The 25,466-nt window shown below is 72.1% G+C and carries 23 protein-coding genes and 1 pseudogene; 14 read left to right on the forward strand and 10 right to left on the reverse strand.

Features of this window, described 5'->3' with window-relative positions; all coding sequences use genetic code 11:
- Positions 1-77: 77 nt before the first annotated feature.
- Both AC07FA_RS10785 and AC07FA_RS10790 read right to left on the reverse strand, forming a co-directional pair.
- Complete coding sequence (locus AC07FA_RS10785; RefSeq protein WP_479074609.1) at positions 78-1,769, reverse strand: SpoIIE family protein phosphatase; 1,692 nt, start codon at positions 1,767-1,769, stop codon at positions 78-80.
- A gap of 158 nt (positions 1,770-1,927) precedes the next feature.
- Complete coding sequence (locus tag AC07FA_RS10790) at positions 1,928-3,370, reverse strand: MFS transporter (RefSeq protein WP_479074610.1); 1,443 nt, start codon at positions 3,368-3,370, stop codon at positions 1,928-1,930.
- A gap of 69 nt (positions 3,371-3,439) precedes the next feature.
- Between AC07FA_RS10790 and AC07FA_RS10795 the strand changes: the two genes are divergently transcribed.
- Positions 3,440-4,132 carry a TetR/AcrR family transcriptional regulator gene (locus AC07FA_RS10795; protein WP_479074611.1) on the forward strand — a complete coding sequence of 231 codons (693 nt, stop codon included), beginning with the start codon at positions 3,440-3,442 and terminating at the stop codon, positions 4,130-4,132.
- Positions 4,133-4,329: 197 nt separating this feature from the next.
- On the opposite strand, the gene AC07FA_RS10800 is transcribed toward AC07FA_RS10795, so the two are convergent.
- Positions 4,330-5,055: an alpha/beta hydrolase gene (locus AC07FA_RS10800; protein WP_479074612.1), complete on the reverse strand. Its 726-nt coding sequence runs from the start codon at positions 5,053-5,055 to the stop codon at positions 4,330-4,332.
- A 55-nt stretch (positions 5,056-5,110) separates the two neighbouring features.
- Here AC07FA_RS10800 and AC07FA_RS10805 point away from each other — a divergent pair, with 55 nt between their 5' ends.
- From AC07FA_RS10805 to AC07FA_RS10815, 3 genes are all read left to right on the forward strand, one after another.
- Complete coding sequence (locus AC07FA_RS10805; protein ID WP_479074613.1) at positions 5,111-5,596, forward strand: peroxiredoxin; 486 nt, start codon at positions 5,111-5,113, stop codon at positions 5,594-5,596.
- A gap of 104 nt (positions 5,597-5,700) precedes the next feature.
- Complete coding sequence (locus AC07FA_RS10810; RefSeq protein ID WP_479074615.1) at positions 5,701-6,210, forward strand: hypothetical protein; 510 nt, start codon at positions 5,701-5,703, stop codon at positions 6,208-6,210.
- Between the two features lie 82 nt (positions 6,211-6,292).
- The gene (locus tag AC07FA_RS10815) at positions 6,293-7,738 is read left to right on the forward strand and encodes a flotillin family protein (protein WP_479074616.1); all 1,446 of its coding nucleotides are present in this window, start codon (positions 6,293-6,295) and stop codon (positions 7,736-7,738) included.
- A 101-nt stretch (positions 7,739-7,839) separates the two neighbouring features.
- On the opposite strand, the gene AC07FA_RS10820 is transcribed toward AC07FA_RS10815, so the two are convergent.
- On the reverse strand, positions 7,840-8,910 hold the full coding sequence (locus AC07FA_RS10820; RefSeq protein WP_479074618.1) for a PucR family transcriptional regulator: 1,071 nt from the start codon (positions 8,908-8,910) through the stop codon (positions 7,840-7,842).
- Positions 8,911-9,179: 269 nt separating this feature from the next.
- Between AC07FA_RS10820 and AC07FA_RS10825 the strand changes: the two genes are divergently transcribed.
- Positions 9,180-11,153 carry an NAD-binding protein gene (locus AC07FA_RS10825; RefSeq protein WP_479074619.1) on the forward strand — a complete coding sequence of 658 codons (1,974 nt, stop codon included), beginning with the start codon at positions 9,180-9,182 and terminating at the stop codon, positions 11,151-11,153.
- A 15-nt stretch (positions 11,154-11,168) separates the two neighbouring features.
- Here the strand turns inward: AC07FA_RS10825 and trpS are convergent, their stop codons facing one another.
- Entirely contained in the window at positions 11,169-12,230 is a 1,062-nt protein-coding gene (gene trpS / locus AC07FA_RS10830; protein WP_479074620.1) for a tryptophan--tRNA ligase, read from the reverse strand.
- Between the two features lie 373 nt (positions 12,231-12,603).
- Between trpS and AC07FA_RS10835 the strand changes: the two genes are divergently transcribed.
- From AC07FA_RS10835 to AC07FA_RS10850, 4 genes are all read left to right on the forward strand, one after another.
- A complete protein-coding gene (locus AC07FA_RS10835; RefSeq protein WP_479074621.1) occupies positions 12,604-12,894 on the forward strand; it encodes a hypothetical protein in 291 nt (96 codons plus the stop codon).
- 185 nt (positions 12,895-13,079) lie between these two features.
- Complete coding sequence (locus AC07FA_RS10840; RefSeq protein WP_479074622.1) at positions 13,080-14,177, forward strand: LLM class flavin-dependent oxidoreductase; 1,098 nt, start codon at positions 13,080-13,082, stop codon at positions 14,175-14,177.
- A gap of 5 nt (positions 14,178-14,182) precedes the next feature.
- On the forward strand, positions 14,183-14,842 hold the full coding sequence (locus AC07FA_RS10845) for an FMN reductase (protein ID WP_479074623.1): 660 nt from the start codon (positions 14,183-14,185) through the stop codon (positions 14,840-14,842).
- A 147-nt stretch (positions 14,843-14,989) separates the two neighbouring features.
- Positions 14,990-15,412, forward strand: coding sequence for a universal stress protein (locus AC07FA_RS10850; protein WP_479074624.1), 423 nt, complete (start codon positions 14,990-14,992; stop codon positions 15,410-15,412).
- 102 nt (positions 15,413-15,514) lie between these two features.
- Here the strand turns inward: AC07FA_RS10850 and AC07FA_RS10855 are convergent, their stop codons facing one another.
- The 3 genes and pseudogenes from AC07FA_RS10855 to AC07FA_RS10865 all read right to left on the reverse strand — a co-directional run bounded on the left by AC07FA_RS10855 (position 15,515) and on the right by AC07FA_RS10865 (position 16,689).
- Complete coding sequence (locus tag AC07FA_RS10855; protein ID WP_479074625.1) at positions 15,515-15,880, reverse strand: cupin domain-containing protein; 366 nt, start codon at positions 15,878-15,880, stop codon at positions 15,515-15,517.
- A gap of 103 nt (positions 15,881-15,983) precedes the next feature.
- Positions 15,984-16,265: pseudogene (locus tag AC07FA_RS10860) on the reverse strand (hypothetical protein); the annotation flags it as partial.
- Positions 16,266-16,275: 10 nt separating this feature from the next.
- Positions 16,276-16,689, reverse strand: coding sequence for a hypothetical protein (locus AC07FA_RS10865; RefSeq protein ID WP_479074627.1), 414 nt, complete (start codon positions 16,687-16,689; stop codon positions 16,276-16,278).
- Between the two features lie 154 nt (positions 16,690-16,843).
- Between AC07FA_RS10865 and AC07FA_RS10870 the strand changes: the two genes are divergently transcribed.
- The 4 genes from AC07FA_RS10870 (at position 16,844) to AC07FA_RS10885 (ending at position 21,055) form a co-directional block, all read left to right on the forward strand.
- A complete protein-coding gene (locus AC07FA_RS10870) occupies positions 16,844-17,677 on the forward strand; it encodes a hypothetical protein (RefSeq protein WP_479075167.1) in 834 nt (277 codons plus the stop codon).
- Between the two features lie 116 nt (positions 17,678-17,793).
- On the forward strand, positions 17,794-18,744 hold the full coding sequence (locus tag AC07FA_RS10875) for an NADP-dependent oxidoreductase (protein ID WP_479074629.1): 951 nt from the start codon (positions 17,794-17,796) through the stop codon (positions 18,742-18,744).
- Between the two features lie 52 nt (positions 18,745-18,796).
- Positions 18,797-19,042, forward strand: coding sequence for a DUF2630 family protein (locus AC07FA_RS10880; RefSeq protein WP_479074630.1), 246 nt, complete (start codon positions 18,797-18,799; stop codon positions 19,040-19,042).
- Positions 19,043-19,108: 66 nt separating this feature from the next.
- A complete protein-coding gene (locus tag AC07FA_RS10885; RefSeq protein WP_479074632.1) occupies positions 19,109-21,055 on the forward strand; it encodes an FUSC family protein in 1,947 nt (648 codons plus the stop codon).
- A 51-nt stretch (positions 21,056-21,106) separates the two neighbouring features.
- Here the strand turns inward: AC07FA_RS10885 and AC07FA_RS10890 are convergent, their stop codons facing one another.
- Both AC07FA_RS10890 and AC07FA_RS10895 read right to left on the reverse strand, forming a co-directional pair.
- Positions 21,107-21,514, reverse strand: coding sequence for an RNA-binding S4 domain-containing protein (locus tag AC07FA_RS10890; protein WP_479074633.1), 408 nt, complete (start codon positions 21,512-21,514; stop codon positions 21,107-21,109).
- Positions 21,515-21,604: 90 nt separating this feature from the next.
- Positions 21,605-23,674 carry a PhoX family protein gene (locus tag AC07FA_RS10895; RefSeq protein WP_479074635.1) on the reverse strand — a complete coding sequence of 690 codons (2,070 nt, stop codon included), beginning with the start codon at positions 23,672-23,674 and terminating at the stop codon, positions 21,605-21,607.
- Positions 23,675-23,963: 289 nt separating this feature from the next.
- On the opposite strand from AC07FA_RS10895, the gene AC07FA_RS10900 reads away from it, so the two are divergent.
- A complete protein-coding gene (locus AC07FA_RS10900; RefSeq protein WP_479074637.1) occupies positions 23,964-25,442 on the forward strand; it encodes a VWA domain-containing protein in 1,479 nt (492 codons plus the stop codon).
- Positions 25,443-25,466 lie beyond the last annotated feature (24 nt).

Genomic DNA, 25,466 nt, shown 5'->3' on the forward strand with positions numbered 1-25,466 from the left:
GCCCACTGACAACCACCGCCCGCCGAGCCCGCGCACCCGCGCCGCCGACCGCCCCCGCGACCGGCCCCGCCCGCCGGTCAGCGCGAGGTCCGCGAGGCCATGACCGCGATGTCGTCCTCCGCGTCCTGCCCGAAGCGGTCCAGCACCTCGTCCAGCAGGTCGTCGAGCCTGCCGCTCGCCGGCAGGGCGAGGCCCGACAGCCGCCCCACCGACACGTCGATGTCCTCGCCCCTGCGCTCCACCAGCCCGTCGGTGTACATGAACAGCACCGTGCCCGGACCGCACGGCACCTTCGTCGACCGGTAGCCGCCGAACCCCGTACCGAGCGGCGGTCCCACCGATACCGCCGTGACCCGGCCGGTCGACCCCGGGTCGATGAACACCGGCGGCAGATGACCCGCACTGGCCATCTCGCAGACCCCGACGGCACGGTCGACCACCGCGATCAGACAGGTCGCGGCCCGGTCGATCCCGGAGCGCTCGACCATCTGGTCGAGGTGCTCCAGGATCTCGTGCGGCGGCAGATCGTCGTAGGCCAGGAGCCGCAGCAGCGAGCGGTAGTGGCTCATCGCGACGGACGCCTCCACCCCGTGCCCCATCACATCGCCCATCGCCTTGAGGTGCCGCCCGTCCCGCAGCGGGATGACGTCGAACCAGTCGCCGCCCACCAACACCCCTTCCTCGGCGGGCAGATACCGGCTGGCGATCTCGACGTGCGGATGCGGACCGCGCGGTTCGGAGAGCAGGGAGCGCTGGAGTTCGCGGGCGATGGAGTGTTCGTGGGCGTACCTGCGGGCGTGATCCAGGTCCACGGCGGCGCGTCCCGCCAGCTCGCGCGCGACGAGCACGTCCTCGTCCGTGAACGGGGGCGAGCCATCGACCCGTACGAGACTGAGGGCACCCTGCGGAAGCCCGCGCGCCGTGAGCGGCACGACGAGCGCCGAGTGGATGCCGAGGGCCTCGTAGGCGGCGGCGCGTTCGGGGGCGACCTCCCAGGAGCTGAAATCGTCGTCGCTGCTGAAGTCCACGCACACCGGGGCGTTCGATGCCAGGCAGCGGGGTACGGCCGCGTCGTCGTGGTAGTCGATGTAGTCACCCGGCCGGCTGAACTGCTCCACCACGTCGTGGAGCGGGGGGACGGCCGCCAGCGCGGCACGCCGCAGCCGCAGCACGCCCGGCGGCGCGTGCCGCACCTCGTGCCCCACGTCCGGCGGGAAGACGTCCACGGCGGCCACGTTCGCCAGCGCGGGCACGACGAAGTCGGCGAGCTCCTGACAGGTGGTGTCCATGTCGAGCGTCGTACCGATGCTGACCGCCGCCGTGTCCAGCAGCGCCAGATGGCGTCTGGCCCGCTTCAGCTCCTCGTGCCGGATCTCGGACTCACTGACGTCCAGGACGATGGCGACGAGCCCGATGATCTTTCCGTGCTCGTCCTCCAGCCGGTGGTACGCCCCGTGCCAGTAGCGCTCCTCCAGATCGGACACCGCCCACGTCTGGCCCGTGTAGATGATCTCGCGGGGCCGCCCGTCGGCCAGCACCTTGCGCAGGACTTCCTCGCGCGCCTCGATCTGCGGCAGCACCTCGGCGATGGGGCGGCCCAGGTGGCCCGCGGCCGAGACCCCGTTGATCCGTTCGAGTGCCGCGTTGACGTAGAGGTAGCGCAGTTCGGTGTCGAGCACGGCCACGCCCGCCATGGCACCGCCGAGCAGGGCGGCAGGCAACGCCGGGTCGAAAGGCGTCGGCGGGTCTGCGTGCTCTTCGGGCGGCAAGGGAGCCTCCTGGGTCGGGCACGGGCGGTCCGTCAGTGCCCGGGCGGCAGACGGGGTGGGTGCACCGCCTGCAGCCCGGCCCCTCATCGTGGTCCGCCCCGCCCGGCCCCGCATCTCCGCGCCTGCCGAACGGGCCAGGGCGGTGTGCCACCGCTCGATCAGTGCGCGTGCGGCCCCGACAGCTGGGGTTTTCCCTGCGGTACGAGCGCGAGCGCCAGGACCGCGCTCACTCCGGCGGCCACCGCACAGACCGTGAACGCGTCCCCGAAAGCCCCGATGCCGGCGCTCCCACCCGCGATCCCCGCCGCCGCGACCGTGGAGACGACCGCCACCCCGATCGAACCGCCCACCTCGTGGAAGGTGTTGACGACACCCGAGGCGAGCCCCGCCTCCCGGTGGTCCACCATGGCCAGCGCCGTCGTCGTCGCCGTCACGAACACCGCACCCAGCCCGAACGAGGCCACGACGAGCCCGGGGAGCAGCCCGCCGTACACACTGCCGTCCGCCGAAAGCCCCGTGAGCGGTACGCACCCGGCGGCGGCGACCACCATGGCGCCCACGGCCGTCGTACGGCTGCCGATCCGCCCGACGAGCCGCGACCCGAGATGCGCGCCGATCCCCACGGCGAGCGCGACGGGCAGGAAGACCAGACCGGTCCTCATCGGCCCGAAGCCGCGTCCGTGCTGGAGGTACACCGAGCCGAGGAAGAAGAACGCGATCAGCAGCGCGGTGGCGACCAGCATCAGGAACGCCCCCGCCAGCACCGGCCGCCGCGTGAACATCCGCAGGTCCATCAGCGGCGCCCTCGCGGTGCGTTCGACACCCGCGAACACCGCGTACAGCAGCACGGCCGCCGCGATCGGCACCAGCGTCGCCGCCGAGCCCCAGCCGGAGTCCCCCGCCTCGACCAGCCCGTAGATCAGCGACCCCGTCCCCGCCGTGACCAGCAGCGCGCCGGGCACGTCGAGCCGGGCGGGCTGCGGTGCGCGGGCGGGGACCAGGAGGGGTACGGCCACCAGGAGCGCGAGGCCGACGGGGACGTTGACGTAGAACACCCACGGCCAGCCCGGCCCCGCGGTCAGCGCACCGCCGAGCAGCACCCCGATCGCCGAGCCGGTGCCGCCGATCATGGCCCAGACGCCGAGCGCCTTGTTCCGCTCCTCGCCGTGGAACGTGATGGTGACCAGGGAGAGGGCGGCGGGCGAGAGCATCGCCGCCCCCACCCCCTGCGCGATACGGCCGCCGATGAGCAGGGCGGCACTGTCGGCGAGCCCGCTGACCAGGGACGCGGCAGTGAAGACGGCCAGCCCGGCGAGCAGGACGCGGCGCGCGCCGAGCGCGTCGGCGAGCCGCCCGCCCAGCAGCATCAGACCGCCGAAGCAGAGGGTGTACGCGGTGACGACCCAGGTCAGCGTGGTGCGGTCGAGACGCAGATCGGTCGCCATGCCGGGCAGCGCGACATTCACCACGGTCACGTCGAGCACCAGCATGAACTGGCCGACGCAGATCAGCGCCAGGACGGCCCAGCGCCGTGGATCGACGCCGGGGCCGGAGTGCGGATGGGCATGCGGATGGACCTGATGGACCTCGGAACGGCTCATGAACTCAACTGTACGGTTCAGTTCAGTTGAACTCAACCGTACAGTTCAGGTCGCTGTTAGCCTGTTCCCATGAACGCGAAGCAGCCCCCCGCCGGACCCCGCGCCGAAGCGAAGCGCCTGGCCATCGTGGGAGCCGCCCGCACCGCGTTCCTCCGCGAGGGTTTCGGCGTGGGCATGGACGTCATCGCCGCCGAGGCGGGCGTGTCGAAGGTGACGGTCTACAACCACTTCGGCAGCAAGGAAGCGCTGTTCACGGCCGTCATCACGGGCGCCCTGGACGAACCGCTGGGCGGCGCGCCCACGGCAGCGCTCGCCGGACTGGCCGACGCCGACGACCTCCGTACGGCCTTCGTCGACGCGGCCCGCGCCTGGGTGGCGGCGGTGCGGGGCAACTCGGACGTGGCGGCCCTGCGCAACCTGGTCGCCGCCGAGCAGCACCGATTCCCCGAACTGGGGGGCGCCTGGCAGGGCCACGGCCCCGAGGGCCACCACCCGGCGGTCGCCGACGCCCTGCGCACGCTCACCGAGCGGGGCCGGCTGGACATCCCCGACCTGGAGACGGCGATCGTGCAGCTCTACGCCCTGCTCGTCTTCCCGCACCTCGTCTTCAGCTCGTACGGGACCGCCATCGACGACGCCGCCACGGATCGTCTGATCACGGGCGGCGTCGACATGTTCTTGAGCCATTACGCCCCGAACCGTCAACTCGACGGCGGGGCCCGCCTCTCGGCCCGCACGCGCGGCGAGCCGCATGAGCCTTAACTGATCGTTTCAGAATGCGGTTCGTAGGCGCCGGAGGGCGTACGGGTGGAGGTGAGCGACAACTGTCCCGCCCTGCCCGAGATGGGTGGCGGGGACCCGTGGGCCGAGGGCGGACGGGGCCTGTTCCTGGTCGCGGAGGTGGCCCACGGGTGGGGGGTGGTGCCGCGCGCGGGCGGGAAGACGGTGTGGTTCGAGTGTTATGAACGAGCCCCCGCGCGCGCCACGACATACGGACGCGGCAGCGCGTCGATGCTCACCGTGCCGTGCGCGGAGTCCCCGTCCCGGGGCAGCCGGAGCGCAGCCGAGACGGCGTCCGGCAGAGCGTTCTGACCGAGCAGGCCGGTGACCAGGGCGGTCGTCAGCTCGTGCCAGAGGGCGGCGCGGCGCAGCATCGCGTGGTCGCTGCCCTCGACCGTGACCAGGCAGGTCCGGGCGCCCTCGCGGCGGGCCCGGTCGGCCAGGTCCCGGCTGGCGCGGGGGCTCGTGACGCGGTCGTGGGTGCTGTGGATCAGGACGACATCGCGGTCCGCGAGTTGGCCGACAGGGTCGTCGGCCGGGCACCACGGGGCGAGGCCGACGACCGCGCGTACCAGGGGATGCCCGGCGTCGCGGAGGGAGGCGCGGGCTCCCATGGAGTGGCCGACGAGGACGACGGGGACGTCTCCGGCCTCACGCTGGAGCGCGTCGAGGGCGCGTTCGGCATCGTGGAGGGGGTCTTCGCGGGTGCCGTTCCAGCCCCGGCAGGTGTAGCGGACGCCGCGGATCAGTACGTCGGCCGGGAGCGCGGCCTTGGAGACGGCCCGCCGGAACGGGCGCATCCGGAGCGCGGGGAGGTTCAGCGGACCGAACGGCGGCGGCCCGGTCCCTGCCTCACGGCCACCGTGCAGGAGGAGTACCGCAGCCGAGGGGGGATGGTGTGCCATACGTTCACGGTACGGGGCACGCACCCGTCCACGTACGGCGATCAAGGGAGCCATCATGGCATCAGGGCCTCAACTCGGAGAGCTGGTCCAGGACTTCACCCTGCCCGGCGGAGTTCTCACCGACGACGCTTTCGAGCGGCGCGATCACACGCTCTCGGAGGCGCGTGGGCGGTCCGTCGTCCTCGCTTTCTATCCGGGCGACAACACCCCTGTCTGCACCAAGCAGCTCTGTTCCTACTCTTCCGGGTTCGAGACCTTCGAGGGGCTGGACGCCGCGGTCTGGGGAATCAGTCCACAGGGTGTGGACAGCCACGAGGCGTTCGCCCGGACACACGGGCTGCGGATGCCGCTGCTCGCCGACGAGGGGCGGGAGATCGCCAGGGCTTACGGGGTTTCCGCGCCCGGAATCGGGGTCCGGCGCGCGATCTTCCTGGTCGGGCCGGACGGTGTGCTGCGGTGGAAGCACGTGGCGTTGTTCGGTGCCACGTTCCAGTCGCTGGACACGCTCGCGGAGCACCTGTCCGGCATCAAAGTCGCGTAAAGACTGCCGGAACCCGGCAGTACCACGTTCCCCCGGCGTATGGGATCATCCAGCCAGTTCGACGGAAATGTCGGGGGACGTCGGAAAACCGGGGGAGTGATCACGTGACCTTTTTTCTGGGTCTCGGCATTGCGGGAATTGTTCTTCTCGTCCTCTCCCTGATCTTCGACGGAATCCTCGAAGGGCTTTTGGGCGGCGTACTGGACGGCCTGTTCGACGGCCTTCTCTCGCTGCCGGTCATCGCGGGATTCCTCTCGATGCTCGGCTTCGGCGGCGCGATCATGCTGGGCGCGACGGGCGTCGGCACGGTCGCGGCCACCGTCACCGGAGTCGTCGCCGGCCTCGTCGCGGCGTGGCTGACCTGGAGGTTCAGCCGGGCTCTCATGCGGGACCAGACGACCGCGACACCGCGCGGGGACGATCTCATCGGCACCTCCGGGTCCGTCGTCACGCCCATTCCGGCCGACGGCTACGGCGAGGTGCTGCTGCGGCTCGCGGGCCAGACGGTCAAGTTCTCGGCGAAGAGCCCCGTGCCCGTCGAACGCGGCGCCGAGATCTGGGTGGAGGCCGCACTGTCGACCACCTCGGTCCAGGTCCGCCCGGTGGAGCGCTGACCACCACCTGACTGTTCGACACACTGTCTGACTGAAAACGATCTGCCGTCCGCCTTGTCGGGAGGCAGGGGGGACCTTTCTCATGAGCCCAGTTCTGATGGCCGTCATCGGCATCGTCGTACTCGTCGTGCTCCTCGGCCTCGTAGTGATCACTCGCTACAAGGTGGCCGGGCCCAGCGAGGCGTTCATCATCACCGGCCGACGCGGCAAGAAGTCGACCGATCCGGTCACGGGTCGCACCAGCATCGACAACAGCGGCCAGAAGGTCGTGGTCGGTGGCGGCGTCTTCGTGGTGCCGTTCGTCCAGCAGAAGTTCACCCTGGACCTGTCCAGCCGGCACATCCCGATCTCCGTGCGCGGAGCCGTCACCCTGCGCGGCGTGAAGGCGAACCTGGAAGGCGTCGCGATCGTCAAGGTCGGCGGCAACGAGGACGCGATCCGGGCCGCGGCCCAGCGTTTCCTCCAGCAGCAGGACGGCATCGTCGGCTTCACGCAGGAAGTGCTGTCGGGCGCGCTGCGCGCCATCGTGGGCCGGATGTCGGTCGAGGACATCATCCGCGACCGTGCCGCGTTCGCGAGCCAGGTCGCCGAGGAGGCCGAGGCAAGCCTGTCCGGGCAGGGCCTGATCCTGGACGCGTTCCAGATCCAGGACATCACCACCGAGGGCTCGTACCTCGAAGACCTCGGTCGGCCCGAGGCGGCGCGCGCCAAGCAGGAGGCCGACATCGCGGAGGCCATCGCCCGCCGTGCGTCGGAGCAGGCCCGGCTGAAGGCGGCCGAGGAGATCGCGATCGCGGAGCGGACGTTCTACCTCAAGCAGGCCGAGATCAAGGCGGAGACGGAAGCGGCGGCCGCCAAGGCCAACGCGGCCGGCCCGCTGGCCGAGGCCGCCCGCCAGCAGGAAGTGCTCCAGGAGCAGGAGAAGGTCGCCGAGCGCCAGGCGGCCCTGACCGACCGCGAGCTGGACACGAAGGTCCGTAAGCCCGCCGACGCGGCCCGCTACCAGGCCGAGCAGGAGGCGGAGGCCCGCCGCATCGCCCAGGTCAAGGAGGCCGAAGCGGACGCGGAGCGCTCGCGCCTGACCGGCCAGGGCGAGAAGCTGCACCGCTCGGCACTGGCCGATGCGGTACGCATCGAGGGCGAGGCGGAGGCCGCGGCGATCGCGGCCAAGGGCTCGGCCGAGGCCGAGGCCATGCAGAAGAAGGCCGACGCGTTCGCCCGGTACGGGGACGCGGCGGTGCTCCAGATGCTGGTCGAGGTCCTGCCGACGGTGGTGGCGAAGGCCTCCGAGCCGCTGAGCGCGATCGACAAACTGACGGTCATCTCCACGGACGGCGCCAGCCAGCTCGCCCGCACGGTGACGGACAACGTGACCCAGGGCATCGAACTGCTCAACTCCACGACGGGCGTGGACTTGGGCGCCCTCCTGGAAAACCTGAAGAACCGCACGACAGCGGCCACCCCGGAGGTCCCGGCCCAGGCGCCGGCCACCGCGAGCAACGCCAAGAAGATCGAGATCACCGACTGACCGGGGTCTCATCCACCACCACCCGTGCCCGGCCGAGGAGTTCTCCGGCCGGGCACGGGTGTGTCCGGGGCGGCGACGGGCGGCGGGGCCGGGCCGAGGCCTCAGAGTTCCTTGGCCGGCCAGTCCAGGAGGCGGGCGCCGATCACCGCGGTCTGGAGGGTGTAGCGGTGCACCGGGTCGGACGGGTCGGAGCCGGTCAGCTGGCGGATGCGCTCCAGCCGGTACGTCAGGGCGCGCACGCTCAACGCCAGTCGGCGGGCCGTCTCGGCCGAGACGCAGCCCGCGTCGAAGTACACCGAGAGCGTCTTCAGCAGCGGTTCCGCGCCGCCCCTGGCCTTCTGGAGCGGGCCCAGCTCACTGCGCACCAGGTCGGCCATCGCCTCGCGGTCGCGGGTCAGCACCGGATAGACCAGCAGGTCACTCGCGTACAGCACCGGCTCGTCGAGTCCCATCCGCCGCGCCAGATCGAGGGCGTCGAGCGCTTCGTCGTACGAGTGGACGACGCCGCCCGGCCCCTGGTGCGGGCGGCCCACCGCGACCTGGCCGCCGTCCGTGGCCGCGTGGGCCTGCTTGGCGAAGTACCGCAGGACGTCCGGCTGGCTGCCGGGGGCGATACAGACCAACCGCCCGTCCTTCGTCGTCAGCAGGATCTTCCGGCTGCCGAAGCGGGCCAGCAGCGCCGCCTCCACCCGCCGCGGCACCGCGTCCGTCTCGGTGTACGCGTCCGGGCCCGAGGCCACCGCCACCGCATGGGCACGCGAGAGCCTCAGCCCGAAACGGGTGGCCCGCTCGGCGAGGCGGCCCAGGTCGCTGCGCCCGTACAGCAGGTCGTCGATGAACTCCCGTCGCGCCGCTTCCTCGCGCCGTACGGTGAGGCGCTGGGCGCGCTCGAAGCCCTCGGCGAAGGCGTCGACCGCCTGTTCCACGGCGGCCAGGACGGAATCGGCCGTCGCGGGCGTCGTTGCCGCCTCCTGGGGCCAGGCGGTGCGGGTCTCGGCCAGATGCATGCCCACCAGGGCGCGCAGTTGATGTCCGGCCTCGGCGCCCTCGCGGCCGAGGACCCCGCGGGCCTCCAGCTCCTCGCGGGTCAACCTGCGTCCCGTGGCCGCGACTTCCCTCACTATGCGGGCGTAGTCCCCCAGAAACTCTGCGGGAATCTCCGGCTCCGGCACGTGTACCCCTCCCCCTTCACCTTCCGGTCCTGATGCGGTTCCAACGCATCCTCAACGCCTCCGGGCGGCTGCCAGTGCCCGGCATCAGCGACGCGTGAAGACTGCCGGATTCCGGCAGTGCGGTGGTGGCGTCCGGGCTGACACCATCTGGTCAGCACCACACGGGGGAACGCACGGGGGATACGGGGGACAGCCCGGCTGTCGCGGGGAGCCGTTCGCGGCGCCGCGACAGCCGGCCCCTCTCCGGAGCGGACCGGAGGGAGCAAGGCATGCTGGGTTTCGTGCCCCCACTTCCTCAGCAGCCCCAACGCGCCCCGTCCGGCGGACACATGGTCGTCTGTGGTGACGACACGCTGGCCAGGCGCCTCGCCGTGGAGCTCCGTTACGTCTACGGCGAGCGGGTCACCCTGCTCCTCCCGCCGGGCCGTGAGCCCGGGCACCCCGAGCAGCAGATGACCCAGCGCGGACGCGCGGCGGCCCTGTTCGGGCGGATGTCGGCGGCGATGAACCGCAACGGCGGCGCGGCCGGCACCACGGACGGCGACACGAACGCCGGGGTCGAGGCGGTCCGCATCATGGAGGCGCCGGAGCCCTCCGACGACGTACTCGAAGAGGCGGGGATCGACCGGGCCGCAGCCCTCGCGCTCGTCTACGACGACGACGAACGCAACATCCGCGCCGCCCTGACCGCCCGCCGCCTCAATCCGAGGCTGCGCCTGGTCATCCGGCTCTACAACCGCAAGCTCGGCCAGCACCTTGAGACCCTGCTCGACCAGGCGGCGGTGCTGGCCATGCCCGGACTCGACCAGGCCGCCCTCGACGCCTCCACCACGGTCCTCTCCGACGCGGACACGGCGGCTCCCGCCCTCGCCGCCACCGTCCTCACGGGCAGCAGCAAGGTCATCCAGGCCGAAGGACTGCTTTTGCGGGCCGCCGAGCGGCCGCCGCCGCGCCACGGCGAGGCGGCCGACCCGGGCCTGTGCACGCTCGCGCTGCTCTCCTCCACCACGCACGACCCGGCGGGCGCCGAAGGGTCCGACAGCAGTGGGGACGAAGGCCCCCAGCTCCTGCCGGACGCCGACTCGGTGGCGGCCGCGGCCGGGCGCGGGACCGTCGTCCTGGAGAACATCAGCCAGGCGGACCCGGCCCGCCCCGCGACCCGGATGGGCGGGCGGGGCGCGCCCCTGAGCGAGGTCTTCTCCCGACGGCTGCGCTGGTCGGCGGCGGGCGTCGCGACGGCCGTGGTCGCTCTGGCCGTCGCCTCGGTGCTGACCAGCGGCTACCACCCCCTGCACGCCGCCTATCTGACGCTGCTCGACCTGTTCGCGATGGGCGATCCGGCGGTCGACGACCCGCCGGGCCGCCAGATCATCCAGCTGCTCTCCGGCCTGGCCGGACTGATGCTGCTGCCGCTGCTGGTGGCCGCCGTGCTGGAGACGTTCGGCTCACTGCGCACCACGTCGTCGCTGCGCCGCCCGCCGCGCGGGCTGGCCGGACACGTCGTCCTGCTGGGCCTCGGCAAGATCGGTACGCGCGTCCTGGTGCGCCTGCGCGAACTGAACATCCCCGTGGTCGTCGTGGAGGAGGACCCGGAGGCTCGCGGCATCCCGCTGGCCCGGAGCATGCGCGTCCCGACGGTCATCGGTGACGTCACCCAGGAAGGCGTCCTGGAAGCGGCGAAGATCCACCGTGCCGGTTCGCTTCTGGCTCTGACCAGCGTGGACACCACGAATCTGGAGGCCGCGCTGTACGCACGCTCGGTCAAGCCGGACCTGCGGGTGGCGCTGCGGCTGTACGACGACGAGTTCGCCACCGCCGTCTACCGCACCCTGCGTACCGCCCACCCCCAGGCCCTGACCCGCTCCCGCTCCGTCTCCCATCTCGCCGCCCCGTCGTTCGCCGGCGCCATGATGGGCCGCCAGATCCTGGGGGCGATCCCGGTCGAGCGGAAGGTCATGCTGTTCGCCGCGCTGGGGGTGGCAGGCCATCCCCAGCTGGAGGGCCGCACGGTCGAGCAGGCGTTCCGCGCGGGCGCCTGGCGCGTCCTGGCCCTGGACGCCACCCCGCCCGCCGACCGCCGGCCGGACCTGACGGCCGCCGGTGCGACGGGACAGCCGCAGGGCCTGGTCTGGGACCTGCACCCCGGGTACGTACTGCGCCCCGAGGACCGTGTGGTGATCGCCGCCACCCGCCGAGGACTGGCGGAACTCCTGCGCGGGCAGCGGTCGATGACCCGCCGGTGAGCGGCCTCCCGGGAACTACCGCAGGCCGCCCATCACGTCCCGCACCTCGTCCAGGGTCCGTTCGGCGATCTCGTTGGCCCGCTCGTTGCCCGCGCGCAGCACCGAGCGTACGTACGCCATGTCCTGCGCGTACTCCGCCCGCCGGGCCCGGATCGGCGCCAGGCGCGTGTTGACCGCGTCGGTCACCGTCCGCTTGAGGACGGCGGCGCCGCCGTCCCCGATCTCCTCGGCGACCTGGTGCGGGTCACGGTCGAGGCAGAGCGCGGCGAGCAGTACGAGACTCGACACCCCGGGCCTGCGCTCCGGGTCGTACGTGATGTGACGCTCGGCGTCCGTCTTCGCGCCCTTGATGAGCCGCGCCGTCTCGTCGGCATCGGCGGAGAGCGCGACCGAGTTGGCGCGACTCTTGCTCATCTTGGTGCCGTCGGTGCCGAGCAGGAGCGGCGCGGCGGAGAGCAGTGCGTCGGGTTCGGGGAAGACGGGTCCGTACCGTTCGTTGAAGCGCCGGGCGACGGCCCGGGTCACTTCGAGGTGCGGCAGCTGGTCCTGACCCACCGGCACCACGTTGCCCTTGCAGAAGAGGATGTCGGCGGCCTGGTGGACGGGGTAGGTGAACATGAGCCCGCTGACCGAGGACTGCCGGGAGTGCGCGATCTCGTCCTTGACCGTGGGGTTGCGGCCCAGCTCGGCGACGGAGACCAGGCTCAGGAACGGCAGCAGGAGCTGGTTGAGGGCGGGCACGGCACTGTGGTTGAAGATCGTCGTGCGGGCGGGGTCGATCCCGATCGCCAGGTGGTCGAGCAGCAGCCCGTCCACGTACTCGGTGAGCCGATCGGCGACGTCCCGGTCGGTGAGCACCTGGTAGTCGGCGACGATCACGAAGATCTCCACGCCGAGGTCCTGGAGCCGGACCCGGTTGTGGAGGGTGCCGAAGTAGTGCCCGAGGTGGAGCGCCCCGGTGGGCCGGTCGCCGGTCAGGACCCGGAAGCGCTCGGGGGTCTGCGCGAGCTGCTGCTCCAGCTCCGCGCTGCGGCGCTGTGCGGGCGTGATCGTGGTCTCGGACGTGGTGACGGTCATGGGTGGTCTCTCCTCGCGAGTGCGTGCGCTGATGCGTGGAGGACGGCCCGCCGAACCGGGGATCCGCGCCGCCCGGGGGCAGCGAAAAGGGCCGTCCATGTCGAACGGCCCTGGTTCCGTGCAGATGAGGTGGCCGCTCCTAGGAGGAGCGCCACCAGTTCCGGCACGGTACGGAGGTCATGGGGCGATTCTACCGGCGAAGGCCGCGGCCGACCGGGGAAACGCGCCGTCACGCGCCCGGGAGCGGCACGGACGGTGGCCGAGATGTTGCCGCCCCGATCACCCGGGGAGAGCCTGAGCGGGACGTCACCAGGTCTCAGCGAGCGCGGACCACACCGCGCCGGTCGTGGTGGGCGTAAGGAGCGGAATTGCGATGAGAGTCATGCTGAGGGCGCACCTGGACACCCAGGTCTCGAACAAGGCCGTCAAGAACGGCACGCTGCAGAAGATCGTGCAGAAGATGATGGAAGACCTCAAGCCCGAGGCGGCCTACTTCGGCCCCAGCGAGGGCGGGCGGTGCACCACGTTCGTCTTCGACATGGAGGACAGTTCCCGGCTGCCCAGCATCGCGGAGCCGCTTCTCGACGAGCTCGGCGCGCGGATCGAGATCCAGCCGGTGATGAACGGCGAAGACCTGAAGAAGGGTCTGGCCGCGCTGAAGTAGGGCGGCGCCGGGTGACCGCCGGGCCGGGCGGTCACCCGGCACTGGGCGTCACCGGCGAGGGCTGCGCCGGACGGGGACCACGGCTCATCCGGGGGTACGGAATAGGTCGCGCGGGTGCCGGGTTGTAGGGTGCGTTGATGTAGTTCAACATTCAACAAACCATCGAGCACCTGGAGGCGGGCGTCATGCAGTTCGGGATCTTCACCGTCGGAGACGTCACCACCGACCCCACGACCGGCCGGACGCCGAGCGAGCACGAGCGGATCAAGGCGACCGTCGAGATCGCGCTCAAGGCCGAGGAAGTGGGCCTGGACGTGTTCGCGACCGGGGAGCACCACAACCCGCCGTTCGTCCCGTCCTCGCCGACGACCACGCTCGGCTACATCGCCGCCCGCACCGAGAGGCTGATCCTCTCCACCTCCACCACGCTGATCACCACCAACGACCCGGTGAAGATCGCCGAGGACTACGCCACCCTCCAGCACCTCGCGGACGGCCGCGTCGACCTGATGATGGGCCGGGGCAACACCGGACCGGTCTACCCCTGGTTCGGCAAGGACATCCGCCAGGGCATCCCGATGGCGATCGAGAACTACGCCCTGCTGCACAAGCTGTGGCGGGAGGACGTCGTCGACTGGGAGGGCAAGTTCCGCACGCCGCTCCAGTCGTTCACCGCGACCCCGCGCCCGCTGGACGGCGTCCCGCCGTTCGTCTGGCACGGCTCCATCCGCTCCCCGGAGATCGCCGAGCAGGCCGCGTACTACGGCGACGGCTTCTTCCACAACAACATCTTCTGGCCCATGGAGCACACCGAGAAGATGGTGAGGCTCTACCGCAGCCGCTACGCCCACTACGGGCACGGCACCGAGGAGCAGGCCATCGTGGGCCTCGGCGGCCAGGTGTTCATGCGGAAGAACTCGCAGGACGCGGTACGGGAGTTCCGCCCGTACTTCGACAACGCACTGGTCTACGGCCACGGGCCCTCGCTGGAGGACTTCACCGAGCAGACCCCGCTGACCGTCGGCTCCCCGCAGGAGGTCATCGAGCGGACCCTGTCCTTCCGTGACTCCGTCGGCGACTACCAGCGCCAGCTGTTCCTGATGGACCACGCGGGACTGCCGCTGAAGACGGTCCTGGAGCAGCTCGACATCCTCGGCGAAGAGGTCGTGCCGGTGCTGCGCAAGGAATTCGCCAGGCTGCGGCCGGCCGGTGTGCCGGAGACCCCGGTCCACCCGGCGGTCACCGCCGCCCGTACGGCCGCCGCTGCCGCCAAGGAGGTCTGAGTACCGTGTTCGCCACCGCACCCCTGAAGATCGTCGCCGTCTCGGCCGGGCTGAGCAGCCCCTCGTCCACCCGGCTGCTGGCCGACCGGCTGGCCGGGGCCGCCCGTGAGCGGCTGGAGGCCGACCAGGACCGCAGGGTCGACGTGCAGGTCATCGAGCTGCGCGACCTGGCCGTCGACATCGCGAACAACCTGGTCACCGGCTTCCCGCCGCGCGGCCTGAAGGAGGCGATCGAAGCGGTGACGGAGGCGGACGGCCTGATCGCCGTGACGCCGGTCTTCACCGCCTCGTACAGCGGACTGTTCAAGTCGTTCTTCGACCTGATCGACCCCACCGCGCTGACCGGCAAGCCCGTCGTGATCGCCGCGACGGGCGGTACGGCCCGGCACTCGCTGGTCCTCGAACACGCGCTGCGCCCGCTCTTCGCCTATCTGCGGGCCGTGGCCCTGCCGACGTCCGTGTACGCGGCGTCGGAGGACTGGGGCTCGTCGGGCGACGAGTACACCGAGGGCCTGCCGTCCCGCATCCGGCGGGCCGGCGGCGAGCTCGCGTCGGCGGTCCTGGGGCGGACGGTCTCCGGGGCGTCGAGGGCGCTCGGACTGGACGACGGCGAGGACGCGATCGTGCCGTTCGAGCAGCAGCTCGCCGACCTCCGGCTGGACTGACGACCGGCTGGACGACCGACCGGCCGGCCGCCCGAACGACCCGGCCCGGCCCGTCGAATGGCGAGATGTCCGGTTTGATTAGAGTTGGGCCGAACGTCGAGTCACGCTGAAGCAGCTGAATCAGGCTGAACCGAGCTGGAGGCAGACATGGGCAGGATCGTCGTGGGCGTGGACGGCTCCGATGCATCGATCAAGGCACTGCACTGGGCCGTACGCCAGGCCGAGCTGACCGGCGATTCCGTCGAGGCCGTGAACAGCTGGGAGTACCCGGCGACCAGCTGGGCGTCGATGATGCCGGGCCTGCCGGAGGACTTCGACCCACAGGCCCTGGCGACCGTCTCGCTCAACGAGGCGCTGGAGGAGGCCCTCGGCGCGGAGGGGGCGGCCGCGATCAGCAAGATCGTCGTGATCGGCAACCCGGCGCAGTCGCTCCTGGAACGGTCGAAGGGGGCGAATCTGCTGGTCGTCGGCGCTCGCGGTCACAGCGGCTTCAAGGCGACGCTGCTCGGCTCGGTCAGCCTCCACGTCACCCAGCACGCGGCGTGCCCGGTGACGGTCGTACGCGACTGACGGAGACGGCGGAGGAGGGGGGGGGAGGGGGGGGGGGGGGGAGGCCCCCCCCGTGTCCCCCCCCCCCCCCCTCCTCTTGTATCCGTGAGCCTGTTCCGCACGTCAGGCCGACTGCGCCTTCACGTGGTCGATCACCTCGGTGAACTCCTTCGTGGGCGAGAAGTCCACGTACTCGCAGTCCTCCAGCGCCTCGGGGGCATGGCCCGGCGCCCAGTAGAACGCCTGACCCGCCTCGTAGACCTCGTCCCCCGCCTTGGTCCGCATCTTCAGCCGGCCCTTGAGCAGGTAGCCCCAGTGGGGGCACTGGCACAGGTCATCGGGCTGGCCCTTGAGAGCCGGTGCCATGTCCGTGCCCTTCGGGAACCGGACGAAGGCGACGGTCATGTCTCCCCCGACGTCCCGCATCCGCAGTTCCACGCCGTCGCCCTCGATGGCGACAGGCGTATCCGTCCGTGTGGTTGCCGTCATGACTCCTCCAGAGCCGGTCGGCCGTGCGCACACCCGAGAACCCCGCCCCTTCAAGTCTGTGCCCGCCCCCGGCGGTGTGCGACCCGTACCCGCTCCGCCGCTGTCACAGCGCGACGACGTCGGCGACGACGCAGGACAGGTTGTCGGGGGCGCCCGCGGACGCGACCAGCGCGGCGAGGTCCCGGACGGCCGCTTCCGGGCCGTCCGCGAGGATGACCGACCGGGTCAGCGCCGCCTCGTCGACCACCGCGGTCCACATCATCGCGGTGAGCGTGGTCCCCGACTCGGCCGGCGCGGCGCCCATCGCCACCGCGTCGCGCACCGCCGCCGAGGCGCGGTCCGCCGCGTCCTCCAGGAGGTTGAGCAGGTCCGCCGCGCTCACCGCCTCCCCGGGCTCAGTTCTCCCGCGTGTAGAAGACGTAGAAGGCGACACAGAACACGCCGGCTCCCACCACCGCTCCCATGACGGCGGACCGCAGCACGCTGGTATCGGTGAGACTCGTCAGGAATCCGATCGCGCAGGCCGTCAGGGCACCGAACGCCGCCGCCCGCAGTTCACGGGGCAGGGCGTTCCGGTAGCGCCCCAGCAGGAAGCAGAGCGCGGCGAAGACCACCCCGGAGACCAGCCCGAGCACGACCTGGCCACCGGTGACCGGGCCGCCGTCCCGGTCGATGAACGCCGCGTAGAAGCCGAAGATCACACCCAGTGCCACGGGCACCGCCCAGGCGAGCGGACCGTGGTGCCGGGCCGTCGTCCGCGTGCGGGACCCGTGGGACCCGCGGGACGGCATGGCTGCGTGTGTGGTCATGGCGGAGAGCTCCTTCCGTCGCCCCCGTTTCTCCAGAGCACACCCGCCCGCGCCGCCCGGCAACTCGAATGGCGTACGGCCCGGGGCGCCCCGGGCCCGCGCGGGATTCCCTGAGCGTGTGCGCACCTATCTCTCCGTGGCCCTGTCAGCAGTCATGCTCGTCCTGCTCGCCGTTCTGGTGCCCCTGAGCGCACTGGCGGCCTGGGTCGACCTGGAGATCGACGACACCGACCGGTACGTCGCCGCGCTCTCCCCGCTGGCCTCCGACCCCGCCGTACAGAGCACCGTGGCCGGCCTGATCACCGACGAGGCGATGAAGCGGCTGGATGTGGGGCCGCTCCAGGGGGCCGTCGAGGAGCTGCTGCGTGGCGCCGTGCAGTCGTTCACGACGACGGAGGCGTTCCAGAACGCCTGGGACCTCGCCAACCGGACCTCCCACACGTCGATGACCGAGGCGCTGGACGGGGAGAGCGGGGAGGCCGTGACCATCGACCTGGCACCGGTGATCCAGCAGGTCAAGCAGGGGCTGGTCGACGACGGGGTGCCGTTCGCGGACCAGATTCCCGTCCAGCACACCGACATCACCCTGCTCTCGGCGGACCGCGCGGACGAGCTGCGCGGCAGCATCGGATGGCTGCGGTACTGCAGCGTCTGGCCCGCGATCGGCACGCTGGTGCTGCTCGTCCTGGTGGTGGGCATGGCCGCGGTGCGGCGCGGGCTGCGGGGCGCCCTGTTCGCCGCCTCGGTCGCGGGCGCGGGTCTGGTGCTCGGCGCGCTCGTGCTGCGGGTGCTGATGGCGGTCGGCCGCGACCGGGTGCTGGAAGAGGTGCCGGGCAGTGACCGGGACGGGGCGGCCGCGGTGTTCGACGCGCTGACCGCCTCGCTGCGGACGACGGTGTGGATCGTGCTCCTGACCGGGGCCGTGCTGGCGGCCGGCGCGGTGGTGGCGCGGGTGATGCTGGCGCGCCGGAGGCCCCGGCCCCGGTAGCCCTGCCCGCCGGTTCCGTGCGCGGCCGGGAGCACGCCGGAGCCCGACGTGCGCTCCCGCACGGGCCGGGCGACAGTGGGAATCGTGATGTCGGGGGCGACTGAGAGGTCTTCCGCATGCGAGCCATCGCCGTCAGCGCGTTCCGCGCGGAACCCGGCCTCGTCGAGATCCCCAAACCGGAGCCTGCGGCGGGCGAGGTGCGGGTGAAGATCGAGTACGCGGCGCTCAACCCGCACGACTGGCAGACCGCCGACGGCGCCGGGGCCGGTCCGGCCCAGCAGGTGTTCCCCCTGGTCATCGGCGTGGACTTCGCGGGCAGGGTCGACATGATCGGCAGCGGCGACAACCGTTTCCGGGTGGGCGACCCGGTCATCGGCCGGGTCCCGACGACGCCTCCGGGTACGGGAACGTACTGCGAGTACGTGTCCGTACCGCAGGACTCCGTGATCGTCCCGGCCCCGCACGACCTGCCGCTGCGGATCGCCGCGGCGCTCCCCTCGGCCGGGATGGCAGCCGCGCAGCTCCTGGAGGCGGCGGCCGTACGCCCCGGCGGGCGCCTGCTCGTCATCGGTGCGGCAGGCGGCGTGGGCAGCTGTCTGACCCAGCTCGCCGGCGCCCGTGACGTGCGTGTTCTCGCGGCGGTACGCGGCGACGAGCGGACCCGGATGGGCGCGTTGGGGGCCGCCCTCACCATCGACACGACGGCCGCGGCCGGGGCACTCGAAGCGGCGGTGCGCGAGGTCTGCCCGGACGGTGTCGACGCGCTCGTCGACCTCGCCTCCGCCGACCCTGACTCCTTCGCCCCGCACGCCGCGCTGGTACGCGCGGGCGGCGTCGCCCTGAGTACGCGGGGCGCCTCCGGTTCCGCGGGCTGCCCCGCCGGGACCAGGTGCGCCGACTTCCGGCTGGCCCCGACGGCCACCCTGCTCGCCACCCTCGCGAAGGCGGCCGCGAGCGGCGCGCTGAGCGTGCCGATCGACATCGAACTCCCGCTGGAGAAGGCCCCGCAGGCGCTCGCCGAGAACCGTGCGGGCGGTGCGCGCGGCAAGACCCTCTTCGTGCTCTGACCGCATCCCCGGCCAAGCACTGACCACACTCCCCGCACCCGAGAGAGGCGTCATGGGCGACCAGGACATCTTCGACAACATCGACGAGCTGATTACCGAGGAACGGGCCCTGCGCGACCGTTCCACCGAGAAGATGGGCCTCTCCACCGAGGAGAAGGCCCGGTTGCGTACGGTGGAGGTCCAGCTCGACCAGTGCTGGGACCTTCTGCGCCGCCGCCGTGCCCTCAGCGAATTCGGTGAGGACCCGTCAACGGCGAAGGTCCGGCCGGCCGAGGAGGTCGAGAACTACGAGAGCTGACTGAGCGCCACGGGCCGGCGGCACAGGGCCGCAGGGCGGCAGTGGGACGTACGGAGGGGGCACGCAGTGGCCGGGGCCGACGCCGGACGGAAGCGCGCGGCACCGCCGCCCTGGCTGCTGAGCGGGCTGCTCCCGCAGTCCGCCCCCATCCCCTGGGCCGCCGTCGCACGCGCCTCCGTGGCGCTGGCCGCGCCTCTCGCCGTCGGCTTCGCCGTCGACCGGCCGACGTATGGTGCGCTCGTCTCGATGGGCGCGCTGTCCGGTGTCATCGGTGACACCGCCGACGCCTACCGGATGCGCATCCTCAACATCGCCGTACCGCAGCTCTTCGGCGCGATCGGCGTGATGCTCGGCACCCTGGTCTTCGATACCGGCTGGGCGGCCGTCGCCGTACTGACCGTCGTCGCCCTGGTCTCCGGGATGATGTCGACGATCGGCGCCGTTGCCTCGGTGTCCGGCCTGCTGCTCCTGCTCAACTCGGTGGTCGGCGCCGGGCTTCCGATGCCGAACCCCTGGTGGGTGGCCCCCTTGCTGCTGACGTTCGGCGGCCTCGTGGTGCTCGTCCTGTCGCTGCTGGCCTGGCCGCTGCGCGGAAAGCTCCCCGAACGGGCCGCCGTGGCCGACACCTACCGGACCGTCGCCGAGCTGCTGGCCGCCGCCGGAACACCCGCGTACGAGGAGCGGCGCCAAGCCGTCACCCAGTCACTGAACGCCTCCTACGACCTCGTCCTCGCCCGTCGCACGCGCTACCACGGGCGCAGCGCGTCCATGGTGCGGCTGCTGTCCCAGCTCAACGTCGCCATCCCGCTCGTCGAGGCCGCGCCCGCCGTCCATTTGACCCGGCGCCCGCTGCCCGAGCTGATTCCGGCGGCGGTGCGCTCCCTGGCGGACGACGTGGAGCAGAGCCGCAGCGGGGCCCCGGTCCTCGAACTGCCGGACCCCGAATACCCCGCCACGCGCGCGGTGGACAGTGCCCTGCGGCATGCGGCGGCCGTCGTCCACAAGGCCGAGCCCGATCCCTACAACGTGGACGACCGGCTGGGACGGCCCGCCGCGCTCGGCGTACGCGTCCGGCGGGCGGCCCGCAGTGTGCTGTTCTCCGAGACGTCCTGGCGGTACGGGCTGCGCCTCGCCCTCTGCATCGGGCTGGCGCAGGCGCTCACCTCGCTGATCGCCGTGGAGCGCTCCTACTGGGTCGCGCTGACCGTCACCTTCGTCCTCAAGCCGGACTTCGGCTCGGTCTTCTCCCGGGCCGTACTGCGCGCGGTGGGCACGGCCGCAGGGCTGGTCATCGCGGCCCCGGTGCTGGCCGAGGTGCCCATCGGGTGGTGGGACGTGCCGGTCATGGTGGTGCTCGCCGCGCTCATCCCGGCGCTCACGGCGAAGGGATACGCCTTCCAGACCGCGGCCATCACCCCGGTCATCCTGCTGCTGTCCGACCTGCTGAACCACCAGGGCATCGATCTGGTCCAGCCACGGCTCCTGGACAGTCTGATCGGCTGCGCCATCGTGCTCGTCGCGGGCTATCTGCTCTGGCCGGAGAGCTGGCACACCCGGATCGGCTCCCGGCTGGCGGACGCGGTGACGGACATCGCCGACTATGTGGCGTGCGCCTTCGACGGCCTCGAAGCCGACCAGGCGGAACGGGTACGGACCCGGCGCCGGCTCTACCGCGACCTGTCCGCCGTACGGTCCGAGTTCCAGCGGGCCCTGACGGAACCGCCTCCGGTCGGGGCGCGCGCCGCCGCCTGGTGGCCGCTGGTCGTCGCCGTCGAACGGATCGTGGACGCGACGACGGCGGCCCGGGTCCGGGTCAACCACGGTGCCGCGGCGCCGCTGCCCGGTGAGGTGGCCGCGATCGAGCAGCAGCTGAGGGAGCTCGCGGAGGGCGTGCGGTCGAGCGAGGAGCTGGTGGAGGTGCGGGCCGAGCTGCCGGGTGACGAGGACAGCGTGCTGGCACCGTTGCGGCAGGAAGTGGCGGCGGCCAGGGCGATCGCCTCGCCCCAGCCGTAGGGCGTCCGCGGCCGGGCAGCGTGTTTCACGTGAAACACGCAGAGTGACCGGTCACCGGCCCGGCCCGGGGCCCCGCTCCTGAAGGCGCTCCATCTCGCGACGGTCGCGCTTGGTGGGGCGGCCCGCGCCGCGGTCGCGGACCGGGACCTGGAGGGCGATCTCGCGCGGCGGCGGAGGCGGGCTGTTGTCGACGAAGCACTCGGCCGCCACCGGAGGGCCGACCCGCTTCTTCACGAGCCTCGAGACGACCACGATCCGGTCCCGGCCGTCGTGCCGCAGCCGTACCTCGTCGCCGGTGTGCAGCGCCTGTGCGGGCTTGGCCCGCTCGCCGTTGACCCGCACATGTCCTGCCCGGCAGGCCGCCGCAGCCTGCGACCGGGTCTTCGTCAGCCGGACCGACCAGATCCAGACGTCGACACGGACGCTGCCCGCCGCCTGCGGTGCCTCACCGGAAACCATGGGACCGACTCTAATGCGGCGCACGCGCGCGGGCGCCGTACAAGCGGACTTTCCGTCCGCCCGTACGGCGCCCGCTCAGCACACCGTCGGTCAGACGCCGATGTCCCCGCCGTCCCGGCGCCACACCGCGACGACGGACGGGCGGACCATCTTCCCCGGGCCGTCCGGCCAGCTGCTCGCCGGCTTGTCGACGGTCGCGCCGTCGATCTCGCCCGGGTGCTGCACGGCGACCAGGACGCGCCGGTCCTGGATGACCGGGCCACAGGTCTCGGCGCCGGTCGGGACGGTGAGGAACTGCTTCAGCTCACCGCGCCGCTCGCCCTGCGTCGCGACACCGAACAGGCCGTCGTGGGAGCCGAGCTGGTTGCCGTCCGTGGAGATCCACAGGTTGCCGTGGGCGTCGAAGGCCACGTTGTCCGGGCAGGAGATGGGGCTGACCTTCTCCTTGGGGAAGCCGGAGAAGTACGTCGAGGGGTCGTTCGGGTCGCCCGCGACGAGGAAGAGCCGCCACGCGAAACCGTCGCCCGCCGGGTCGTCCCAGTGCTCCGCCAGCTCCAGGACCTGGCCGTGCTTGTTGAGGTTGCGCGGGTTCGCCTCGTCCGCCCCGGCCTTGCCGGCCTTGCCGCGGTCGGTGTTGTTGGTGAGCGCGATGTAGACGCGGCCGGTGCGCGGCGACGGCTCGACGTCCTCGGGGCGGTCCATCTTCGTGGCGCCGACCTTGTCACCGGCCAGGCGCGTGAAGACGTACACCTCTTCGGCCGTCATGCCGGGCACGTGCGAGGTGGTGCCCGTCGCCAGCGGAATCCACACACCGCTGCCGTCGAACGCGCCGTCGGACGGCAGCTTTCCGGTGCCGTCGACCTCGGCGGCCGGCGAGTCACCGGTCAGCTTGGCAACGTACAGCGTGCCCTCGTCCAGCAGGGTCAGGTTGTGCTCGCGGGCGGCCCGCGAGTTCCCCTTCTTCATCTGCTTGCTGGAGACGAACTTGTAGAAGTAGTCGAAGCGTTCGTCGTCTCCCATGTAGACGACCGGGCGTCCGTCGGCGGTCAGCCGGGGCTGCGCCGCCTCGTGCTTGAAGCGGCCCAGCGCGGTCCGCTTACGGGGGGTGGAGTCCGGGTCGAACGGGTCGAGTTCGACGACCCAGCCGTGGCGGTGCGGCTCGTTGGGCTCCTGTGCCACGTCGAAGCGCTTGTCGAACCGCTCCCACTTGCGCTCGGTGGTGCTCGAACCGATGCCGTACCGCTTGTCGGTGGCGCTCGAACCGTTGGCGAAGTACTGGTTGAAGTTCTCCTCGCCGTGCAGCGTGGTGCCCCACGGCGTGGTGCCGCCCGCGCAGTTGTTCAGCGTGCCCAGGACCTTGCGGCCGGACGGGTCGGCGGACGTACGCAGCAGGGGGCTGCCCGCGGCCGGGCCGGTGACACGGAACTCGCTGGTCGCGGTGAGGCGGCGGTTCAGCGGGTGGCGGCCGACGGCACCGAGCTTGCCGGTGCGGTGCTCCTCCTGGACCACGACGACGGAGAGTCCGTGCGCCGCCCAGGCGATCTCGACCTGCTCACGGGTCGGGTTGGCCGGATCGTAGCCACGGAACATGAGGTTCTCGTCCGTGTACTCATGATTGGCGACCAGGACCTGACGGCCGTGCTCACCCTGGAGCGGGAGCAGCGAGAGGAAGTCGACGTTGTAACCGAACTGGCCCGCCTGCGCCTTGGCCGTCTGGCGGTCCGGGTCGAAGGCGGGGGCGCCGCGCAGAATCGGCTCGCCCCAGCGGATCACGATGTTCTGGTCGTAACCGTCCGGGACGGTGACCTTGTCGGCCTTGTTGGGAGCCACGGGCGAGAAGCGCAGGCCGCGTGCGCCCGAAACGCCGGGCTTGTGCGGGTACTTCGACGGACGGCCCGACCCGGCGAGGGCGGCGGCCCCGGCCTGCGGAGCGGCCGGACCGGCGAGGGCGGCGGTCCCGGCGGCAGCGGCAACGGTCACCACGGCGGCGGCGCGCATCATCGACCGGCGCGACAGGGCACCGGCGATGACATCGCCGGCGTACTCGTTGTCGCTGGTGTTCGGTATCTCCTGGAAGCAGGCGTCACCGCAGCGGTAGCGGCAGGTCAGCCCAGAGCGCCCGCCCGGGTGCGAGCTGATGAGCGGCAGCAGATTGCGCACGTGGTTCCCTCCATCTGTGTGTCCTGCGTGACGGTAGGTGCGCATTCACGCGGTACGAGGGACTCCCGGTGAACGGGGGGTGAAGTCAGGGCCACCGCTGTTCGCCCCGTGTGGCCGGAATTCGGTAATGCCTCGGTTGGGGCTCGGTTGAGGCTCAGTTGTCCCCGGGGCGGGCCGTGCCGCCGAACGGCCGGATCTGGCCGCTAACCTTACGTATCCGCCCTGGCCAGGGATCAATTTCCGCAGGGCGGACATATACCGCACCCAACTCATGCGAAAGGCTTGGCCCATGGGCATTCGGAGCTTGCTGCGCAAGGTGTTCGGCCGCACGGAGCAGGACGAGTCGGCCACGGCCACCGTCCCGCCCCAGGCCGAGCGCACCCAGCCCACGGAGCCGGAGCCGGAGACGACTTCGGCGGCCGAGCCCGCACCGGCCGTGAAGGCGTCGGTGCCCGCCCCGGCCTCCTCCTCTCCCTCCACCTCCCCCACGACCTCTCCCTCCGCCTCCTCCTCGGCGACCACACCGCCCGCCCGGTCCGCCGAGCGGGAGAGCGGACTGGCCTCGGACCTGGTGGCGGCTGCCTTCGACAAGGCGGCCGCCACCTCGTCGTCCGCCCCCACGGTCCCGGCCCAGGGCTCGGCGCCCGACGAGAAGCCGGCCGCCGAGCCGGCCCCAGAGGCAACCCCCGAGCCGGCCGCCGAAGCGGAAGCCGCGCCCGAGGTGGCGGCCGAGCCGGCCGCCGCCGCGAGCGAGCCCGAGGCCCAGGCGGAGCCGGCTCCGGCCCCGGCTCCGGAACCGATCAGCATCGACCTGGACCCGGAACCGGAGCCCACCGCGGCCCCGGCCGCCGAGGCGGAACCCGCCCCGGAACCGGCCGCCGAGCCGACCCCTGAGGCAGCCGCCGAGCCGGTGGCCGAGCCCGTCGCAGAGTCCGCCCCCGAGCCGGTGGCCGAGCCCGTCGCAGAGTCCGCCCCCGAGCCCGTCGCCGAGCCCGTCGCAGAGTCCGCCCCCGAGCCCGTCGCCGAGCCCGTCGCCGAGCCTGCGGCGGCCACGCCCCAGCCCGAGCCCGTCGCGGCCAAGCCCGCCGTAGCCCTCGCCCGGGTCAAGGCCCGCGCGCCCCAGCTCGTCGACTCGTACAAGGCCGCGCAGGCCGGGCTCAAGGCGCACGGGCTGACCGGCCTCCGCGCCACCGTGTACCTGGTGCTCGACCGGTCCGGGTCCATGCGCCCGTTCTACAAGGACGGCAGCGCCCAGCACCTGGGCGACCGCACCCTGGCCCTCGCCGCGCACCTGGACGAGAACGCCACCGTGCCCGTCGTCTTCTTCTCGACCGACATCGACGGCACCGGCACGGTCGACCTCACCGCCCACGAGGGCCGGATCGACGAGCTGCACGCGGGGCTCGGCCGCCTGGGACGTACCAACTACCACCGGGCCGTCGAGGAGGTCGTCGCCCACTACGAGACGTCGAAGGCCACTGGCCCCGCCCTCGTGATCTTCCAGACGGACGGCCCGCCGGACGCCAAGCAGGCCGCCAGGCAGGCCCTGGCCGAGGCGGCGCGGCTGCCGCTGTTCTTCCAGTTCGTCGCCTTCGGTGACGAGGACGCCAAGGGCTTCGACTTCCTGCGCAGGCTCGACGTCGAGAACGCCGCGTTCTTCCACGCGGGCCCGGCGCCGCGCGAGGTCCCGGACGCCACGTTCTACCGGGAGATCCTGTCCGCGCTCCCCGCCTGGACCGCCGCGCGCGAGGACGTCGCCGGCAGCTGATCCGCACCCGCTCCACCTGCGCCA

It is taken from the genome of Streptomyces sp. NPDC045968 (genome assembly GCF_056430475.1).